The organism is Haloglycomyces albus DSM 45210, assembly GCF_000527155.1.
GTDB lineage: Bacteria > Actinomycetota > Actinomycetes > Mycobacteriales > Micromonosporaceae > Haloglycomyces > Haloglycomyces albus.
In genome coordinates this window covers 1378700-1398080 of sequence record NZ_AZUQ01000001.1, presented here as the reverse complement: position 1 = coordinate 1398080, position 19381 = coordinate 1378700, and the positions used below count along the sequence as shown (strand labels likewise).

16 protein-coding genes and 1 pseudogene are annotated in these 19381 nt (G+C 62.9%); 8 read left to right on the top strand and 9 right to left on the bottom strand.

Annotated features, from left to right (window positions below):
• The first annotated feature begins 2 nt into the window (after positions 1-2).
• From HALAL_RS0106575 to HALAL_RS0106555, 5 genes are all read left to right on the top strand, one after another.
• Positions 3-602 (top strand): futalosine hydrolase, encoded by a 600-nt coding sequence (locus HALAL_RS0106575; protein ID WP_025273240.1) that lies wholly within the window; start codon positions 3-5, stop codon positions 600-602.
• Positions 599-1426 (top strand): 1,4-dihydroxy-6-naphtoate synthase, encoded by an 828-nt coding sequence (locus HALAL_RS0106570; protein WP_245598049.1) that lies wholly within the window; start codon positions 599-601, stop codon positions 1424-1426. The genes HALAL_RS0106575 and HALAL_RS0106570 overlap by 4 nt, the downstream gene beginning before the upstream one ends.
• 158 nt (positions 1427-1584) lie before the next feature.
• Positions 1585-1977, top strand: coding sequence for a cold-shock protein (locus tag HALAL_RS19180; RefSeq protein ID WP_051462789.1), 393 nt, complete (start codon positions 1585-1587; stop codon positions 1975-1977).
• Positions 1978-2040: 63 nt separating this feature from the next.
• On the top strand, positions 2041-2877 hold the full coding sequence (gene larE, locus HALAL_RS0106560) for an ATP-dependent sacrificial sulfur transferase LarE (RefSeq protein ID WP_025273237.1): 837 nt from the start codon (positions 2041-2043) through the stop codon (positions 2875-2877).
• Positions 2878-2955: 78 nt separating this feature from the next.
• A complete protein-coding gene (locus HALAL_RS0106555) occupies positions 2956-3156 on the top strand; it encodes a hypothetical protein (protein WP_025273236.1) in 201 nt (66 codons plus the stop codon).
• 68 nt (positions 3157-3224) lie between these two features.
• Here the strand turns inward: HALAL_RS0106555 and HALAL_RS0106550 are convergent, their stop codons facing one another.
• The 4 genes from HALAL_RS0106550 to HALAL_RS16660 form a co-directional block, all read right to left on the bottom strand.
• Positions 3225-4208 (bottom strand): D-alanine--D-alanine ligase family protein, encoded by a 984-nt coding sequence (locus HALAL_RS0106550; RefSeq protein WP_025273235.1) that lies wholly within the window; start codon positions 4206-4208, stop codon positions 3225-3227.
• 17 nt (positions 4209-4225) lie between these two features.
• A complete protein-coding gene (locus HALAL_RS0106545; RefSeq protein ID WP_025273234.1) occupies positions 4226-5473 on the bottom strand; it encodes an aminotransferase-like domain-containing protein in 1248 nt (415 codons plus the stop codon).
• A gap of 164 nt (positions 5474-5637) precedes the next feature.
• On the bottom strand, positions 5638-5997 hold the full coding sequence (locus tag HALAL_RS0106540; RefSeq protein WP_211240441.1) for a fluoride efflux transporter FluC: 360 nt from the start codon (positions 5995-5997) through the stop codon (positions 5638-5640).
• Positions 5991-6446 carry a fluoride efflux transporter FluC gene (locus tag HALAL_RS16660; protein WP_025273232.1) on the bottom strand — a complete coding sequence of 152 codons (456 nt, stop codon included), beginning with the start codon at positions 6444-6446 and terminating at the stop codon, positions 5991-5993. Before HALAL_RS16660 ends, HALAL_RS0106540 begins: the two co-directional genes overlap by 7 nt.
• Positions 6447-6904: 458 nt before the next feature.
• Here HALAL_RS16660 and HALAL_RS0106530 point away from each other — a divergent pair, with 458 nt between their 5' ends.
• Positions 6905-8233 (top strand): cation:dicarboxylate symporter family transporter, encoded by a 1329-nt coding sequence (locus HALAL_RS0106530; protein WP_025273231.1) that lies wholly within the window; start codon positions 6905-6907, stop codon positions 8231-8233.
• Between the two features lie 57 nt (positions 8234-8290).
• Here the strand turns inward: HALAL_RS0106530 and HALAL_RS0106525 are convergent, their stop codons facing one another.
• Entirely contained in the window at positions 8291-8704 is a 414-nt protein-coding gene (locus HALAL_RS0106525) for a hypothetical protein (RefSeq protein ID WP_025273230.1), read from the bottom strand.
• A 490-nt stretch (positions 8705-9194) separates the two neighbouring features.
• Between HALAL_RS0106525 and dnaB the strand changes: the two genes are divergently transcribed.
• Positions 9195-10616 (top strand): replicative DNA helicase, encoded by a 1422-nt coding sequence (gene dnaB / locus HALAL_RS0106510; RefSeq protein WP_029767503.1) that lies wholly within the window; start codon positions 9195-9197, stop codon positions 10614-10616.
• A gap of 4 nt (positions 10617-10620) precedes the next feature.
• Here the strand turns inward: dnaB and HALAL_RS0106505 are convergent, their stop codons facing one another.
• A complete protein-coding gene (locus tag HALAL_RS0106505; protein ID WP_025273227.1) occupies positions 10621-11577 on the bottom strand; it encodes a DUF4192 domain-containing protein in 957 nt (318 codons plus the stop codon).
• Between the two features lie 371 nt (positions 11578-11948).
• Here HALAL_RS0106505 and dnaE point away from each other — a divergent pair, with 371 nt between their 5' ends.
• Positions 11949-15482: a DNA polymerase III subunit alpha gene (gene dnaE, locus HALAL_RS0106495; protein WP_025273225.1), complete on the top strand. Its 3534-nt coding sequence runs from the start codon at positions 11949-11951 to the stop codon at positions 15480-15482.
• A 39-nt stretch (positions 15483-15521) separates the two neighbouring features.
• Here dnaE and HALAL_RS16655 read toward each other — a convergent pair.
• The 3 genes and pseudogenes from HALAL_RS16655 to HALAL_RS0106480 all read right to left on the bottom strand — a co-directional run.
• Positions 15522-16700, bottom strand: a pseudogene (locus HALAL_RS16655) (MinD/ParA family ATP-binding protein); the annotation flags it as partial.
• A gap of 266 nt (positions 16701-16966) precedes the next feature.
• Positions 16967-17992, bottom strand: coding sequence for a UvrD-helicase domain-containing protein (locus HALAL_RS0106485; protein ID WP_025273223.1), 1026 nt, complete (start codon positions 17990-17992; stop codon positions 16967-16969).
• A gap of 482 nt (positions 17993-18474) precedes the next feature.
• Entirely contained in the window at positions 18475-19356 is an 882-nt protein-coding gene (locus tag HALAL_RS0106480) for a fructosamine kinase family protein (RefSeq protein ID WP_025273222.1), read from the bottom strand.
• Positions 19357-19381 lie beyond the last annotated feature (25 nt).

Below are 19381 nucleotides of genomic sequence, written 5' to 3'. Positions count from 1 at the left end.
GGATGCAAACGCTAATCGTATGTGCGGTGGACGCCGAGGCCGATGCGGTCCGGGCGGGATTGTCCGAGGGTTCAGCCCACCGGGTGATCACCGTCGGGGTTGGACCGGCGGCTGCCGCGGCCGGGACCGCCACGGCGCTCGCGAGCGGTCGTTACGACGCCGTCGTCAACGCCGGGGTCTGTGGTGCATTCGCGGGGCGCGCCGAGGTGGGCGATGTGGTGATCGCCGATCGTTCCATCGCGGCCGATTTGGGGGTGGATCTGGCCGATCAGTTCCAGCCGCTGGACGACCTGGGTTTCGGGTCGATCGAGGTGTCGGCCGATCCGGCGTTGACGCGCGACGTCGAGGGTTGGCGGGGTGATCTTCTCACTTTGACGTCGATTACCGGCACGGGTGATAAGGCTCAGTTGTTGACCAATCGTTTTCCTAAGGCCTTGGCCGAGGCGATGGAGGGTTTCGGGGCCGCTACGGCCGCACGGCAGCATGGGGTGTCGTTCGCCGAGATTCGCACGGTCTCCAATTACGTGGGCGACCGCGATGTGGCGAATTGGAATTGGAAGCAGGCGTTCGGGCGGTTGACCGAGGCGGTGCGTCGGCTGTGACTCTGCGTTTCGCTCATTCGCCGTGTCCCAATGACACGTTTCTTTTCCACGCGTGGACGCATGGCTTGGTGGACGGCCCTGAGGTCGCGGTCGACTTCGCCGACATCGATGTCACGAATGATCCGGAGCGCCGTGACGACGCTTGGGACGTTATGAAGGTGTCGTACGGTAATCTGCCGCGTTTGGGTTCCGAGTGGCGGCTTTTGCCGGCCGGGGGCGCCTTGGGTCATGATTGTGGCCCTTTGCTGCTGCGGCGGGGCGACGACGCGGCGGCCACGGGTGGTCGTTTGGCGGTGCCGTCGCTGTATTCCACGGCTTATGCCTTGCAGAACATGTGGGCGTCGGAGGTGGGACATCGTTGGGACTCGGTGACGGTGGTCGGTTTCGACGAGATCATGCCTCGGCTCGCGGCGGGTGAGTTCGACGCGGGTTTGGTGATTCATGAGGCGCGGTTTACGTACCATCGCTGGGATTTGGCGAAGGTGCTGGATTTGGGCGAATGGTGGGAGTCCAATACCGGAGTGCCGATTCCTTTGGGGGCGATCGTCATGCGTCGGTCACTGGATCATCGTCCGGTGGTGAAGGCGATACGTCGTTCACTCGAGTACGCCCGCGCGCACCCGGACGCGAGCGCCGATTACATTGCCCGCCACGCGCAGGAGATGGACGCCGAGGTGTGTCGACAGCACATCGCGCTGTACGTGAACGATTTTTCTCACGATCTCGGACGGTCGGGTCGTGTGGCGGTGCGGCGACTGCTCGCGACCATGGACGCCGAAGAGTCCGATATCGAGCGTTTGAACGCGGACCTGGAGGAGTCGTAGGCCGCTGGGCTCGGGAGAGTCGACGGTTCGTATCGTCTCGCGGCGACAAGCGGTCCACGGATGACCGATGGTCCACTGGTGCTGTGGGTTGCGGACGCGCTAACCTAATGTAGTACTTGTTTAGTGACCGTCGAGACAAAGGATTACGAGGTTCTGCCGTGCCAACTGGTCGAGTGAAGTGGTTTGACGCCGAAAAGGGTTTCGGTTTCCTTACCCAGGATGACGGCGGCAAGGACGTATTCGTTCACCGTGATTCGCTTGCCGACGGATTGCAGGAAATCGTCAAGGGGCAAAAGGTCGAGTTCAGCATCATCGACACCCGTAAAGGGGCCCAGGCGATGGGCGTCCATGTTCTGGAACAGTCACCGTTGAAGCCCGCTGAGTTGCAGCCCAAACATACTCCTGAGGAGCTCAACAGTATGTTGCAGGACATGGTGGGGGTACTGGAAACTCAGGTCATGCCGACTTTGGCGCGGGGGCGTCGCCCGGATAAGAAGGTGTCGGCCAAGATCGCCGAGGTCTTGCGTGCCGTGGCGCACGAGTTGGATTAGTTCGCTGCGCTCCGGGTTCTGGCCGCGAGGGGAAATACGAGTCGTTGACGTAGGCTGGGGATCATGAAGGGCACCGTCAAAGTCGATCAACTGCTCAGTAGGCTCGCGAGCCTCGATTCCCTCTTGGTCGCGTTCTCCGGCGGAGCGGATTCCGCTTTTCTTCTGGCCGCCGCCACCAAAGCTCTGGGGAGTCGGCGCGTCGCGGCCGCAACAGCGCTCTCGCCGTCGCTTCCGGAGGCGGAAGTGGCCGCCGCGCGGGACTTCGCCGCCGAGTTGGGCGTCCGGCATTACCTACCCGAGACCAATGAGCTGCAGCGGGAAGGCTACCGGCGTAATGCGGGGGACCGGTGTTTCTTCTGTAAGACCGAATTGATGAGCGTCCTGGGGCCGTTGGCGGAATCGGAGGGTTTCGCTCATATCGCCACCGGCACCAATGCCGACGACACCGTGGCCGGGTTTCGTCCCGGGATTCGGGCCGGAGTCAACGCGGGTGCGCTCATTCCCTTGGCCGACGCGGAGTTGACCAAGGACGAGGTGCGCGCCCAGTCTCGCGAGTGGGGTCTACGCACGTGGGATAAACCCGCCGCCGCGTGCCTGTCGAGTCGTATCGCCTACGGCATCGAGATCACTCCGAGTCATCTGGCTCGCGTGGGACAGGCGGAGGCCGACCTGCGGGACGCCCTGCGCCGACACGATATCCCGGTGCGCAACCTTCGGGTTCGCGACATGGGTGACGACTCCGCACGCGTGGAGATCGACGCGGAACTGGTGAGCGAGTTGGAAACCCGACCGGACGTGTTGGACAGCGTCGTCGGCTTCACGTCGGTGACGGTCGATCCACAGGGTTTCCGTTCGGGAGCGATGAACGAACTCCTGGCCGATCCCGCACGTTACCGGTGACCCACGCGCGGAGCGAGCGCGGCAATAGTCGGCTGAACTGCGGACACGGGCGCGCCGCCTCCCAGATATAGTAGGGGCATGACGAACGACAAGCTCCCTAAGACCGTCCCGGGTGGTAAAAGCCGGGTCGTGCAGACAGGTCACCTGGAAGTCGGGGAAATTACGTCCCCTCACATCGGTGCGTCCGCGCCGTTCGGCGACGACGTCACCGTCCCGATGCCGGTCGAGGATCTGAATTGGGAATACGCCCAGCCGGTCGACACTCGTGTCGACGATTAACCACCTCAACGTTGCCGTTTCACGCGTCGGCGCTGGACGATCGTCCAGCGCCGTTCGCTTGTTCTTAGTCAGGCTCGCCGGGTGACGGATTTGTCCAGCAGGCTCGCCAAGGTGGTTCCGAAGTCCATGTCGGCGGCGGCTATCGCCATGGGCGTCAGCGACGTCTCGGTCATTCCCGGAGCGATATTGGCCTCCAGCACGGTGATCTCGCCCTGCGGGTCGACGATGATATCGACGCGGGAGAAATCCCGTAGCCCCAAGGCTTGATGGGCCTTCACCGCGATCTCGCCGACGCGGCGCTCGGTGTCGGCGTCCAGGCGAGCGGGAACGTGCCAGCGGGTCGCGCCCGGGTTGTAGCGGGCGGTGAAGTCGAACGTCCCCGACAGCGGTTCGGCCTCCACGGCGGGCAAGGCGCGCGGGCCGTCGCCGAAGTCGATGACGGTGACGGCGACGTCCTTACCCGACAGGAACGCCTCCACCATCGCTTCGTCGCCGTAGGAGTAGGTGGACATGAGTGCGGTGGGGAGTTCTTCGGCGCTCGACACGTAATTGACCCCCATGGACGAACCACCGGCGGCGGGTTTCACCACCAGCGGAAGCCCCACCGATTCCACCAGAGAGTCGAGGAGTCGTGGAGTCCCCAAGTCCGAGAACACCTGTCGATGCAGGGTGACCGAGTGGGCCACCGGGACTTTCGCGGCGTGCAGGTAGTCCTTGGCGTTCGCCTTGTTCCAAGACCGGCGTGCCGCCACCGAGGTGGAACCCACGTACGGCAACCCCATGGTCTCCAGAACCGCGCGCAGCGCACCGTCCTCACCGGCGGCGCCGTGCAGCAGCGGCACGATCACGTCGGGACGCTCGCTGTCGAGCGATTCCAGGAGGTGACGGTCCGAATCCAGTAGCCGCACGTGCCAGCCGTGGTCGTAGAGGGCGTCGGCGGCACGGCGGCCGGACCGCATGGAGATGTCGTGCTCATACGACATGCCTCCGGCCAATACGACCGCCGTTCCGGACTCGTCCCGTTCCGGGCTCTGGGTTCCAGCTGTGGTCAATGTGCTTCTCCTGCGGGTCACTCGGTGTCTGCCGTGAACGCGTCACGCAGCCGACGTTCGTCGGAGATGACTCCCCCGAGTCGGCGGACGCCCTCACGGATCTCGTCGCTGGTGGGGAACGAAAAGTTCAATCGCATATGCGCGGCTCCGTCGCCGTCGGAATAGAATCCCGTTCCCGGAACGTAGGCTACCCGTTCGGACAGGGCGCGCGGCAGCATGGCCTTGGAATCCAAGCCCGCGGGCAGGTCCAGCCACACGAACATGCCGCCCTCGGGTCGCGTCCACGACGTGCCCTGAGGCATGTAGTCGCTCAGGGCTCCCAGCAAGGCGTCGCGCCGCTCCTGGTAGAGCGTGGTGAAGACCTTGACCTGCTGCTGCCATTCCATTTCGGTGAGAAAACGACGGGTGGCCTCCTGCGTCAACGCCGGTGGGCACAAAATGGACGCCTCCACCGCCAGCAGGAGTTTGTCGCGTACCGCCGGTGGAGCCAAAACCCAGCCCAGACGAAGCCCGGCGGCGAAGATCTTCGAAACCGTCCCCAGATAGATCACGCCACGCTCCACCCGGGCGCGCAACGGCTTGGGAGGTTCGTCTTCGAAGGTGATCATGGAATAGGGGTCGTCCTCGATGACCAGCAGGCCGTAACGTTCGGCGATGGTCAGGATTTCGTCACGACGCTCCTCGGAGAGCGTCACCCCGGCGGGATTCTGGTAAGTGGGCACGGTGTAGAGGAACTTGGCCTCCCGCCCTTGAGTCTCCAGCTTCCGTAGTGCTTCTTCCAGCCCGGCGGGAATGAGGCCCTGGGCGTCCATGGGCAGGTGGCGTACGTCGGCCTGCGCCGCCTGAAAGACTCCGAGCGCTCCGACGTAGGTGGGGCCTTCGGCGAGGACGATGTCGCCGGGATCGAGGAACGTGCGGGCCAGCAGGTCGAGCCCCTGCTGAGCTCCGGTGGTCAGGACGAGGTCGTCGGCCGAGGCCCGAATACCGGTCAGTTCCAAGACGTCCGCAATGGCTTCCCGTAGTCTGGGGTCGCCCTGACCCGGGCAGTACATGAACGACTTGGGTCCCGAATCGTGAAGAAGCCGGGAGAACATCTCCTCCAGGTCGTCGAACGGCAGGGCGGCGGTGTACGGATTACCGCCCGCGAGGGAGACCACTTCCGGGCGATTGGCCACGGAAAACAGGGCCCGGATTTCGCTCTGTGCCATCCCGTGGACCCTGGCTGCATACCGACCGGTGTAATCGTCAAGCGTTGTTCCGGACACGCGGTAACCTCCTTAGGCCACAAGACGTAAGAGCCGTACCCGGCAGGTCGCCGCCGACCGTACCGGACTTAGGTAATAACGTCCTCTACATTACGCGCCATCGACCGGATCCACGAACGGTTTCCCACTGGTGAGGACTCGCGCGCCGGAACCGAAGCGGGTGGCTAGACGGCGTGCGCCACAGCGAAGGCCAGCCAACCGGCGGCCAGACCCCCGCACAGATTCGCCGCCACATTGCCGAGCGCGACATGCCACCTACCCGATTCGGCCAGCATGAGCGTCTCGTACGAGAGCGTGGAATAAGTGGTCAGCGCTCCACAGAATCCGACGGCCACGAAACGGTAGAGAAAGGGATCGCTGATCAACACGGCGGCCATAACGGCCAGAAACGTGCCCACGACGTTCACGATAAACGTGCCCCACGGCAAACCACGTCCCCACAGGTGCGCGGCGATCCGGTCGGTGAGGAAACGGGCGGGAGCGCCGAGAGCCCCGCCCAACGCGACGGCGAGAACGGTCAGCACGACGTCCTCCTGCGCGAACGCCGCTCATCCCAACGCCGCGTGAGATACATGCCGCCGGCGGCGGCGCTCAAGGCGACCGCGAGACTCACAAACGCGAACAGCAATGCCAGACCGCGCTCGCCGGAGTCCACGGCGGCACCGATGTCGAGGATGTAAGCCGAAAAGGAGGTGAATCCGCCGAGGAAGCCGACCCCTACGAACGGACGCAGATAAGCCCCGCCCGGTTTCAGTTCGACGGCCACGACCATGACCACACCGATGAGGAAGCCACCCACGGCGTTGGCCAGAAAAATTCCCAGGTCGAACTGATCGGGAGCGCTCGGAAACGCGCGGGTGAGTCCATACCGTGCCAGGGCCCCGCCGACTCCACCGAGGCTGACGGCAGCGAGCGCCCGTACCGGCGTGTCGCGCAGTACGTCGGAAAGACGAAAGCTGTCGGATCTGTTCACCACTCCGAGGTTAGCGATGTGAGAATGAGTCGGTGTATTCCCACTTCGGCGGGTGAGCGCACTATCTCACAAACCGTTGCCGCTCGCATGGCACGGCAGTACCGTCGAGGGCGATGTCTTTTATCGCAACGAACAAATGGCTGACACGCCGCCGATACTTGGATTTCGGCCACGTGTCCACCCGCCTGTGTTCGCTCGCGATTCTTTAACGCCCGTCGGTTTCCGGCGGACTTCTTCCCCGCTCGACACGTATTTGTCGTCGTCTCCGTATACGTCCTTACCCGACGTGTGCGGTGACCGTCGAGCTTTTGGTTCATCCGTACCTTGCCCGACCGAGCGTCGCACGGTGGTCACCGCCGCCGTTGGGGCACCTCGGCATCGCGCGTCCGGCCCGACCTACGCGGTCGGCATTGTCGGGCTGCGCGAAAAACACAGTTTGAGGATTCACGTTGAAGTTTTTGAAATCCATACCGTTTTCAGTGCAGCTGTTCATCGGTCTGTTCGCCGGTCTGGCCCTGGGCTGGGTCGCTCGGCAGTGGGCCGTCGGCTGGCTGGGCGAAAGTCTCATCACCGTGGGCGGTCTGTTCGTCCAGCTTCTGTTCCTGATCGTTCCGCTTCTGGTGTTCACCGCGATCGTGGCCGCCGTGGGGAATCTGCGCAATCTCACCAACGCCGGTCGCCTGGTGGGAAAGACCCTGCTGTGGTTCATGGCGACGGCGCTCATTGCCGTCGGCGTGGGGATCACCCTCGGGTTGGTGGTCAACCCGGGTGACGGGGTGCATCTGTCGGCCATCGACAATGAGGGAGCGCCGGATTCCAGCGGTTCCTGGTTGGACTTCCTGACCGGTATCGTTCCCAGCAACATCGTTGAGGCGTTCGCCGAGGTCAATGTCCTCCAGATCGTCTTCCTCGCGATCATCATCGGTGCCGCCGCCGTGAAGGTCGGCGACAAGGCCGAGGCGTTCTTCTCCTTCAACACGTCATTGCTGGAGATCACGCAGAAGGCCCTGTGGTGGATCATCCGCCTCGCCCCCATCGGTACCGCCGGTCTGATCGGGCGGGCCGTCTACTCCTACGGCTGGGACCTCTTGGCTCCCTTGGCGAAGTTCAGCGCGTCGATCTACATCGGCTGCTTCATCGTTCTGCTGGTCATCTACCCGATCGTGCTGCGCGGCTTCGCGAAGGTATCACCCCTTACCTGGCTGCGCAAGGCCTGGCCCGCTCTCCAGCTGGCCTTTGCCTCCCGTTCTTCGGTAGGAACCATGCCGTTGGCGCAGCGCACCGTCACCGAACGCATGGGTGTGAACCGCAATTACGCGGCCTTCGCCTCGCCGTTCGGTGCCACCACCAAGATGGACGGTTGCGCCGCCATCTACCCGGCCATCGCCGCGATCTTCATCGCTGAGGTGTACGGCATGCCGTTGGGTGTGGCCGATTACGTACTCATCGCCTTCGTGTCGGTGATCGGTTCGGCCGCCACCGCCGGTCTCACCGGTGCGACGGTCATGCTGACGTTGACGCTCAGCACGCTGGGTCTGCCGTTGGAAGGTGTCGGTCTCCTCCTGGCGATCGACCCGATCCTGGACATGATCCGTACCGCGACCAACGTGGCCGGTCAGATGGTCGTTCCGGTCGTCGTGGCCAAGTCCGAGGACATGCTCGACCGGACGGTGTTCAACGCACCGCCGCAGCCGCTCGACGAGGTGCCGTCCTTCGCCGCTGACGAGGACGATTCACAGGCGGAGGCCGAACCACCGGCCGACGAGCTGGTCGGTGCGAAGAGTTAATCCGACATAGTGATATTCGGGGCCGTGGCGGTCAAGTCCGCCGCGGCCTCGTTGTCGTCAGTAGTCCCAACCGGCGGTGCGCAGAATGACGGTGACCAAACCGGCCCCCAGAATCGCGGCCGCGCTTCCGGCCACTCCGGCCCTCCAGCCCGATTTAGGGAGCCGCAACAGCACCGCCAGCAGAAACGATGCCGTGAGTGCCGAGGCCACCCATGCCCAGGATTCACTCGCCGCTTCCCATACCCGCGCTCCGAAGGAACACCCCGATTCGGGGCACAGGCTGCGTTCCACCGGGGCGAATACCACCCAGAGGGCGTAGACCACCAAGCCGGAGACGTACCACAGCAAGGTCACCATGAGTGTCGGCCAGTAGGCGCGCTCACCCGGACGGTCCAGATCGGACTGAGGTGTGCGGGGCTCTCGTGCCTCCGCCCGCTCATCGTCGCCGTCGGCCGTTCTGCCGCCTCGCACCGTCAGCCCCCTCGCTCGATCGGGAAATTCGTGACAAATATTTTTTATCCACAGCCTGTAGACAGTAAAATAGCTGTTCACACGATTAAATCACAAAAGTGAAACCAGAGTTGTCCACACCTTTTCCACAGGTTGGGGCCAGTTATCCACAGGTTATCCACAGTTCGTGTCGCGTCGAACTTGCCACCGCTCGATTTCCCCTCTAGCGTCGAATGGACCGGACGTGCCGGCGGAACGTCACCGGGCGATCGACACCTGGGACGCGTCCCCGTTCTGCCGCGCCCTCCGCATCGACATGGGTGAACGGCCCGGCTTCCGGCAGTGACCCGAACGCCAATCGACCCCGTCTCGCCGCACCGTCCGCATTCGTGGCGTTACATTGAACGATGGCGCGGGACCGTTCCACGACGGAAACCGGCTCCCGCTTCGCGACGGCAGCGTGACACCGCCACCGACGACTTGACCGACCTGAACCACCAAGGAGCTACCGTTGACCGACCTGACCACCGGTAACCTCCATTCCCAGTTCGGGCCGCCCCCGGACGACCCGTACGGTTCCGGACCGCCCGACGCCGCCGGGCCAGGGGGCTATGAGCGTACCCCACCACAGGACATCGCCGCCGAACAGAGTGTGCTCGGCGGAATGCTGCTGTCCAAGGACGCCATCGCCGACGTCATCGAAATCATCAAGACCGTCGACTTCTACAAGCCCAGCCACGCCCTGATCTACGACGCCATCTGCGACAAGTACGCCGACGGCGAGCCCGCCGACGCCATCACCATTGCCGCCGCGCTGGCCGATTCGGGCGACTTGAACAAGATCGGCGGCGGGCCGTACCTCCACGACCTCCTCGACGCCGTTCCCACCGCCGCCAACGCCGGCTATTACGCCCGGATCGTGCACGAGAAGGCCGTGCTGCGTCGCCTCATCGAAGCGGGCACCAAGATCGTGCAGTTCGGATACGGCGGCGGCAAGGGCGGGCGCGACGTCGACGACCTGGTCGACCTTTCGCAGCAGGCCGTCTACGACGTCACCGACCGCCGCAAAAGTGAAGACTTTTCCATGCTGCAGGATCTTCTGCAGCCGACCTTGGACGAAATCGAGACCATTGGAGACAATCAAGGTCTCATCACCGGTATTCCCACCGGTTTCACCGATCTCGACAAACTGCTCTCGGGAATCCAACCCGGCCAGCTGATCATCGTGGCCGGTCGCCCCGGTCTCGGTAAGTCGACCGTGGCGATGGACTTCCTGCGTCACGCCTCCCTGCATCACCGTATGAGCTCGGCCCTGTTCAGTCTGGAAATGAGCAAATTCGAGATCGTCATGCGCCTGCTGTCGGCCGAAACCCGAGTTCCCATGCACGTCTTGCGCGACGGAAGTTTGGAAGACGACGACTGGACCCGCCTGGTCCGACGCATGGGAGAAATCAGTGAGTCGCCGCTGTTCATCGACGACACCGCCTCGATGACGCTCATGGAGATCCGGGCCAAGGCTCGGCGTCTCAAACAGAAGAACGACCTCAAAATGATGGTCGTCGACTATCTTCAGCTCATGACGTCCCCCAAACAAGTGGAGTCGCGCCAGCAGGAGGTATCGGAGATTTCCCGTGGCCTCAAGCTGCTGGCCAAGGAGGTCGAATGCCCCATCATCGCCGTAGCACAGCTCAACCGTGGCCCCGAGCAGCGCACCGACCGTCGACCACAACTCAGCGACCTGCGTGAAAGTGGTTCGCTGGAACAGGATGCCGACGTCGTGCTCCTGCTACATCGTGACGACTACTACGACAAGGAGTCGCCCCGTGCCGGGGAGGCCGACTTCATCGTCGCCAAGCACCGTAACGGTGCCACCGATACCGTCACCGTCGCCAGCCAACTGCACCTGTCCCGGTTCGTCGACCTGGCGATTTAGGCGCTCAATCCGGAAGAGTTCGCCGCCCCAGGCGATGGGGCGGAATACCCCGCTGTAGAGCCTCCCACAGCAGTGCGGCCAAGCGGTACCGCGGATTGGCCCGCAGCGCACAGTCCACCGCTTCGGCGGCGACCACTCCGTTGCCGCAGCGGTAGGCGGCGAAGGCGGCCACGCACGCCACCGTGGCACAGGGCGTGCCGCGTAGATGCCGCGCCGCCCAAATCCACAAGTCTACATTGTTCTGCCCCGGATCATCGCCCATACAGTCCAAGAGCCAATCGCGCACCTCCACGTCGCTGAGCGCGAGCGCGATCTCGGCGATCTCGGCCGCCTCGGGCAACCGGGTCTGCTGCCGCCAATAATCCAGACACAGCAGGTCCTTACCCCGCGATTCCGGGTCGGTCGTATCGTCGTCGGCCTGACGACGGCGTTGTTCCTCCAGAGCCCGAGCGACCTTGTCGCATTCGCGGCGCTCGGCCGGTTTGAACAGGCGTGCCAGGTCGCGGCGATTCTTCGGCCCCGATCCGCCCGCCGCGATCATGGCGCAGACGGCCGGGCTGGCGGTGGGAACGGACTCGGCGGAACGATCCGGATCCGGCCAGCGTGGGTACAGGTAGCCGTCGCGCACTTGGGCGGTGACGATAACCCGCATGGGGACGGTGTCGTGCTCGCAGCGCTGCCGTAGTTTGTCCAGCAGCGCACCGGCGGCACCGTAGCCGATAATGGCCAAACGGTCACATCCGTTGTGGCGCAGGATGACCACGTAGTGCTCGACGTCGGAATCCTGAATCTCACCGTCGTCGACCCGGACCCGCAAGGCACAGCGCACCAGGTTGTGCCGCAGTCCGACCAATACGACCGAATCGGACTCGGGTTCGTATCCGAGCAGGTAAGGGATAAGCCCGGCCAAGTCGGCGGCGCTGTCGATGTGAACGTTCGTGGAATTGGCTGCGGTAGTCATGACATCAGTCTCTTCCCGCCGTCAGGACGTGTCCAGTAATCCGACCACCTGTGGATAAACCTGTGGATAACTCTCAACGTTAGCCCTTTCCGGCGATATGTGAGCGATTTTTCTCCCTCTTCGTCGCGGCGCAATCCTGCGGGACAGAGCGTGGAAACATCCCCTTTTCGCACGTCCCGACCACCTCACTGACACTCCGGGCGTACTTGGTCGCGTCGCTGCATTGGCCTAGACTGAAGGGCCCATTCGAATCGTCATCGCGACGCTCCGCGCGACTCAACGCCGTGAACCGCGAACGTCGAATGGCGTTGAACGAGGAACGATCACTCGAATCGCACGCAACACGCCTGGCCAGGTTGAGGAAACTACGCATGTCGAAGCAATTCGCCCATCTGCACGTCCACACCGAATACTCCATGCTCGACGGAGCCGCCAAACTCGGCCCGCTATTCGAAGAGGCACAACGCCTCGGCCAACCCGCCCTCGCCATGACCGACCACGGCAACATGTACGGGGCCTACTCCTTCTACCACGAGGCCAAAAAGGCCGGCATCAAACCGATCCTGGGAATCGAGGCCTACCTCGCGCCCCACGACCGCTTCCACAAAAAGCCCGTCCGCTGGGGCGATCCGTCCCAAATTCGCGACGACCTCTCGGGAAACGGTTCCTACACCCACGCCACCATGCTCGCCAAGAACACCACCGGGCTGCGTAACCTCTTCAAACTCTCCTCGTACGCCAGCTTCGAAGGCACCTACTACAAGCCGCGCATGGACCGCGAACTCATCGCCCCCAACGCCGAGGGCATCATCGCCACCACCGGTTGCCCGGGTGGTGAGGTGCAGACCCGCCTCCGACTGGGTCAGATCGACGAGGCCTACCAGGCGGCCAGCGACTTCCGCGACATCTTCGGCCCCGAGAACTACTTCCTCGAACTCATGGAGCACGGCAACTCCGTGGAACGCCGCGTCGCCGACGAGCTGTACGAAATGGCGCGCAAGATGAACCTGCGGCCGCTGGTCACCAACGATTCCCACTACGTCACCGACGACCAGCAGCACGAACACGCGGCGCTGCTGTGCGTGCAATCGGGATCGACCCTGGACGACCCCAAACGTTTCCAGTTCGAAGGAGACGGCTACTTCCTCCGCTCCGCCGAGCAGATGTATCAGCTGCGCTCCGATGAGGCCTGGCAGGAGGGCTGTGCCAATACGCTGCTGGTGGCCGAAATGATCGAAGACTACGACGAGGTCTTCAACGAAGCCGACCGGATGCCGCGCATCGAAGTCCCCAGCGGCTACGACCAAGGCAGCTGGCTGACCCGCGAGGTCTTCCAGGGACTGGCCGAACGATTCCCCGACGGCACGATTCCCGAGGAGTACAAGTCCCGTGCCCAGTTCGAGCTGGACGTCATCATCAAAACCGGCTACCCCTCGTACTTCCTCGTCGTCGCCGACCTCATCAACTACGCCCGCCGGGAAGGCATCTACGTCGGTCCCGGTCGCGGTTCCGCCGCCGGTTCGCTCGTCGCCTACGCCCTCAAGATCACCAATATCGACCCACTTGAGTACGGCCTGCTGTTCGAGCGTTTCCTCAACCCCGAACGTGTCTCCATGCCCGATATCGATATCGACTTCGATGATCGTCGCCGAGGAGAGATGATCACCTACGCCACCGAGAAGTACGGACAGGACTTCGTCGCCCAGGTGATCACCTTCGGCACGATTAAAACCAAGGCCGCTTTGAAGGACGCCGCCCGCGTCCACCACGGGCAGGCCGGTTTCGCGCTCGCCGACCGCATTTCCAAGGCACTGCCGCCTCCCGTCGCCGCCAAGGACATTCCCCTTCAAGGCATCACCGACCCCAAGCACGAACGGTACAAGGAAGCCGCCGAAGTGCGCGGACTCATTGAAAACGACAATGAGGTCAAGCAGATCTTCGAAACCGCGCAAGGTCTGGAGGGCCTCATCCGCAACGCGGGGGTGCACGCCTGTGCCGTTATTCTGTCCTCGCAACCGCTCACCGAATGCGTCCCGATGTGGGCACGTCCGGACGGTTCGATCATCACCGGCTGGGACTACCCCAGCTGTGAGGACATCGGACTGTTGAAGATGGACTTCCTCGGTCTACGCAACCTGACGGTCATCGGCGACGCCATCGAAGCCATCAAACTCAACCGTGGGGTGGACATCGACCTCGATACGTTGACGGTGGACGACCCGGCCTCCTATGAACTGCTCGCCCGAGGTGACACGCTCGGTGTGTTCCAGCTCGACGGTGGCGGCATGCGGGAATTGCTGAAACGTATGAAGCCCGACAGCTTCGCCGACATCATCGCCGTTCTGGCGCTCTACCGGCCCGGTCCCATGGAGGCCAACTCGCACAACAACTACGCCGACCGTAAGAACGGACGGCAGGAAGTCACCCCGATCCACCCGGAGTTGGCCGACGCGTTGGAAGAGATCCTGGCCGAAACGCACGGTCTCATCGTCTACCAAGAGCAGATCATGAAAATCGCGCAGAAACTGGCGGGATTCTCGATGGGTCAAGCCGATGTTCTGCGTAAAGCGATGGGGAAGAAGAAAATCGACGTCCTGGAGAAAATGTACACCGATTTCGAATCGGGCATGGCCTCCAACGGTTTCAGCAAGGAGTCCATCAAAACCCTCTGGGACATCATGCTTCCCTTCGCCGGTTACGCGTTCAACAAATCGCACGCCGCCGGATACGGTTTGGTCGCGTACTGGACGGCCTACCTGAAGGCCAACTTCCCCGCCGAATACATGGCCGCACTGTTGTCGTCAGTCGGCGATTCGAAGGACAAGACCGCCGTCTACCTCTCCGAATGCCGCAAGATGGGCATCACGGTCATGCCGCCGGACGTCAACGACTCCCGCCACATGTTCCACGCCGTCGGCGGCGACATTCGCTACGGGATGGAAGCGGTGCGCAATGTCGGCGGGCACGTTGTCAGCGGCATTATTCAAGCGCGGGAAGAGAAGGGGGAATACACCGACTTTCAGGACTTCCTCAACAAGGTTCCCGCCAACGTGTGTAATAAGCGCAGCGTGGAGTCCCTCGTCAAGGCCGGTGCCTTCGACTCGCTCGGATACAGCCGCCGAGGTCTGGCCGAGGTGCACGAAAAAGCCATCGACGCCGTGGTGTCCATTAAGAAAGAAGAGGCCAAAGGGCAGTTCGACCTGTTCGGCGGAATGATGGAGTCGCCCGAAACCATGGGCGTGGACCTCAGCGTGTCCGAAGAGGAATGGCCGCGCGAGGACAAACTGACCTTCGAACGGGAGATGCTGGGACTCTACGTCTCCGACCACCCGCTCAACGGCTTTGAAAAGCTCCTGGCCCGCAGCAGCGACAAGCCCGTCGCGGCCCTGCACGGCGACGGCGTCAAGGACGGAACGACCGTATCCGTCGCGGGCATCCTGCAGAACGTCGCCAAGCGGGTCACCAAGCAGGGGAAGCTGTGGGCTTCGGCGACCATCGAAGATCTGGACGGCTCCATCGAGGTCCGTTTCTTCCCCAACACCTACGAGATCGTGGCCGACTCCCTTGCCGACGACGTCATCTGCGCGGTCAAGGGGAAGGTCGACCGGCGCGACGGCACGGCACAGCTGATCGCCTTCGACCTCGCCGTTCTCGACACCTCGGGAGGCCCGGAAACCTCCGACGCGCCGCTACGGCTCAGCGTCGAGGCCGATTCGGTCAATGAGGAACTGATCTACGATCTACGGAACGCCTTCCGCCACTCCAAGGGAGACGTGCCGGTCTACGTCCAGGTACAGGCCGAGGAGCACGGCCCCATGCTGGAACTGGGCAGCCAATGGCGCATCAACCCCAGCAACGACCTCACCACTCAACTGCGGTCGATCGCCGGCGTGACCGTACGCTGACGACTCGGTGGGGCGTGGGGAACCGCGCCCCACCGGTTTCTACAGCCCCTCGGCGACCGACGCCCCGATCCGCAACCAGGCGTTCGACGTCGCCTTCGACAGTCCCTCATAGCGAATCGGTTCACCGGAGTCCAACAGCTTCTCATACGGCGCGAGTAGGACCACGCGCGTACGAGCGGCAAAATGCCGTTGCACGGCAGGCAGATCGACGTCCTTGCGGTGAGCCGGCATCGACACCACCGTCACCGCCTGACGCACCAGATCGCGACGCCCACTCTGTTCCAGGTGATCCAACATGCGCGCCGCCGTCTCCGCCGAGTCGTTGCGCGCCGACATGCTCACCACCAGCTGATCGGTCGCATCAATCGCCGACTGCCAATTCGAAGCCCGCACATTGTTACCCGTGTCCACCACGATCAACTTATAGAAACGCGACACCGCTTCGCGAATATCACTGAAGGCACGGGCGGTCAACATCTCCCCCGCCGTAGCGGACTCGTCCGAAGCCAATACATCGAACATCGCCCCACCCTGGGCCCTCACATACTGCGAGAGATCCCCGACCCGACCGGTCGGACCTCGAAAATGATCCAGATCCCGCAGTAGATCGCGCACGGTACGAACATGAAAGTCCTGCTGTGCGCGCATTCCCAACGTCCCCTGCGTCTCATTGTTGTCCCACGCCAACACGTAGCCGCCCCGGTGCTGGCCGAACGTCGTCGCCAACATGAGCGCGGCAACCGTCTTCCCCGCTCCTCCCTTGGGGTTGACCACCGTCACCTGTCGCAGGCCGCCGAAATTACGGCGCACCTTCTCCACGCTCAATTGCCGTGCGTGTTCCCGAGGCCCTGGTGGGAGGGCGATCAAACCGAACGACAGGCGATGTGCCCAGCCGCGGATTCCCGTCTCCGCGACCGGCGGACGCGGCGGGACCACCCGGCGTCGCGCGAAGTCGTCGGCGGTGACGTTGATCGGCTCCAGGGTTCCGGGTGTGTCCGGGAAGGCGCGGACGATATCGCCCCGGGACGGCGGCTCGACCGGCGGGGTGACCGACTCGGTGGGCAGCGACGGCGGGGACTGCGGCGTTTCCGCTACACGCTCGGCATCCGGATTCCAGACGTCCGGCGTCTCGGCGCGGGACGGCTCTGTGTCGAGAGAAGGCGGCGCCTGCGAGGGATCAGGCGCGAAAGGAGACCAGCCGCCACTGCCTTGCCGCGGACGTCGCCCCGTTTCCATCGCGTTGTCACGCTGAACGGTCACGATTTCCTCGTCGTCGGAGCGCTCTGTGTTGTGTTCCATCTCTTCCTCCTCTGCTCACATTGTGACCCATGGAGGGCAATTGAGGCGGAAAGAGCCGTAAACACCTCAGAGCGGACAGACGGCACCGGAGGAAGACCGGACGAGAGCACTGGGGAAAACGGTCGCAAATGGACCGACAGTCGTAAACCCGACTCGTCTGAAAGTGAGACGGGGGACACTTTGTTCTACAGTAGACGCGGCTGTTCCGGTCCCGAACTGCGCTCAGGTACATAGCCGAAGGGAACGAACAGACCTGAGTCGATTCCGTCCAAGACCTCAGAGCCGTGACTCTGATGCGAGATGAAGACCGCCCCGCGCGCCCGTGACAATGCCACGTACAGCAGTCGTCTGCTTCGGGCGTCATTAGGCCAAGCGTCGCGATCAAAGCCGGTCAAAACGACCGTATGCGGCTCGTCGACCATGGTCGGATCGACCTCGTCGGGAGCGGAGACGACGTGGATCGACTCCGTCTCCACACCGCGAAACTCCAAGGCGTCGTATACCTCCGACAGGAACTCGCGTTCGGTCGGCTCGTCGACGGCGTAAAAGCGACCGATGCGGGTACCTTCGGACACGGTACGCTGCGATCGCGTCATACGGCCCGGAACGCGAGTGACCGGCTCGATGATCTGCGACATCGCCGTCACCACCGCAGCGGGGGAGCGATGATTACGCGACAGTCGCACCATATGGGACTGCGGAAACAGTTCCCCGAACATGTCGAAGGCCCGCCAGTCGTCCGAATCGTCGATGACCGAATCGGGGTCGCCGGTGGCCATGATGGAGGTATTGGAGTCACGCCCTGTGACGAGGGAGCGAAAGGTCTTTTCCGGAATAAATGGCAAATCATCAATAAATAGATGCGCTACATCAGTGGAGGCATCAGGCCCCGAAACGATGACCTCACGCCCCTCGGCCCCCAACAATTCGTCGAGCGACTGACGCAAATGCCGCGCTCGCTCCTCACTGGAGGCGATCACGGCGCATTGATAGGCCGGAACGCCCAATTCCGTAATGAGGTAGGCCACCCTGCGCACGAGCAGGTAGGACTTTCCCGTCCCCGGTGCCGCATTGACCAGGATTGGGCCGAGAGACGCACTGGCCGCGACCCGCTGCATCGCATCCAAGGACACGAGCGGATCGGATCGCACCGCCTCGTGCAGACCCGCCAACAGCGGTTCCTCCGGCTGGGCCCGTTGCGGCTCAGCCACTACATCCCAAGCGGCAAGGGGAACGTATGGCGCGTGTGACGGCCCCGAAGCTGTTGCACGTCGGCGTGGTGATCGAGACGGGGCAGCGTGCTCCGCATCGCTCGACCACTCGAACAATGGGGACGCCATCTGCGACGGGGAACTTTTTTGATGATGGCGCACCCTTGCATTCTTGCAGATAACCGGAACCTATATCAACATGACCGATAAAACTTTATGAAGAAGATTACACGAATTTCACCTTCGCGCGTCGATCGTAGAGGTCAGCCATTACTTGAACGTCTATTCAGCATCGGCGACCACGATTCTTTTGTCCGTTCCACCCGACGGAGTGACCGTGCTCGAGCAACTACCATTGGTGATGTCGATGTCTCACATTGGTCTGATTCCCGACAATTTCCCGCTTGGTCGACTCACCCACGAAAACGGTATTGAGAATCCACTTCTTCACTCCCCGCAATTTCATCGATCACGGCGAGAATTCAGGATCCGGCGTTCACATATTCGGTTACCACCGACATCAATTGACCGCGAAATGAGCGCCCGAATAGAGCCGTATGCGCCAGCAATGGAAAGAGCCAATGAATTCCGATTCTCTCCCGCCAACCGTCGTTCAGCGGATATTCCTCGTCATACGCAGTGATAATGTCATCGACAAAGGGCGTCGACCCCCACAGACGCAAATTCGCCAAATCGGTTTCTCGGTGTCCACCATGGGCAGCGGGATCAATCAATCGGGCACCGTTGGGCGTCCACACCACGTTTCCGAACCACAGGTCACCGTGGAGTCGCGCCGGAGTCTCCTCGCTACCGGCCAATTCCTCAATCCGCCCCAGCAGCTTCTCCACCGCTGCGACATCGGCGGATGACAATGCTCCATTATCTTGGGAGAGACGCAGAAAGGGACGCAAGCGGCGTTCCGCGTACCAATCCGACCATCGCAGTGACGCCGTCTCGGTGTTGTCCATATCCAGCTCGCCGATGAATCCGCGCCACGGCGCCCCGAACGTCGGAGCGCCACAGCGGTGCACAGCGGCGAGTTCCCGCCCCAAGGATCGCGCTGCCGCGCGGCTGGGCTCGACCTCCTCCAGCCACGGTTCCACCAGCAGGTCGTCCGAGCCGTACAGCACCTCGACGATCGCCGTGGACGCCTCTCGCAGCCACCGCAGTCCTTCGATCTCGGCACGCATGAACCCTTCGCGGTGCCGGTTGGTCGTCTTGGCGAACACCGAGGTTCCGTCATTGAACGTCAGGCGCTGCGCCGTCGCCGAAGCCTCCCGTTTGATCGGTGTCGAACGGAGACGCTGATGGTGCAACAGTTCGGGGATGAGGTGATACGGAATCGACGAATCAGTGGTGGACATAGTTCCACCACTGTACTTGCTCCCA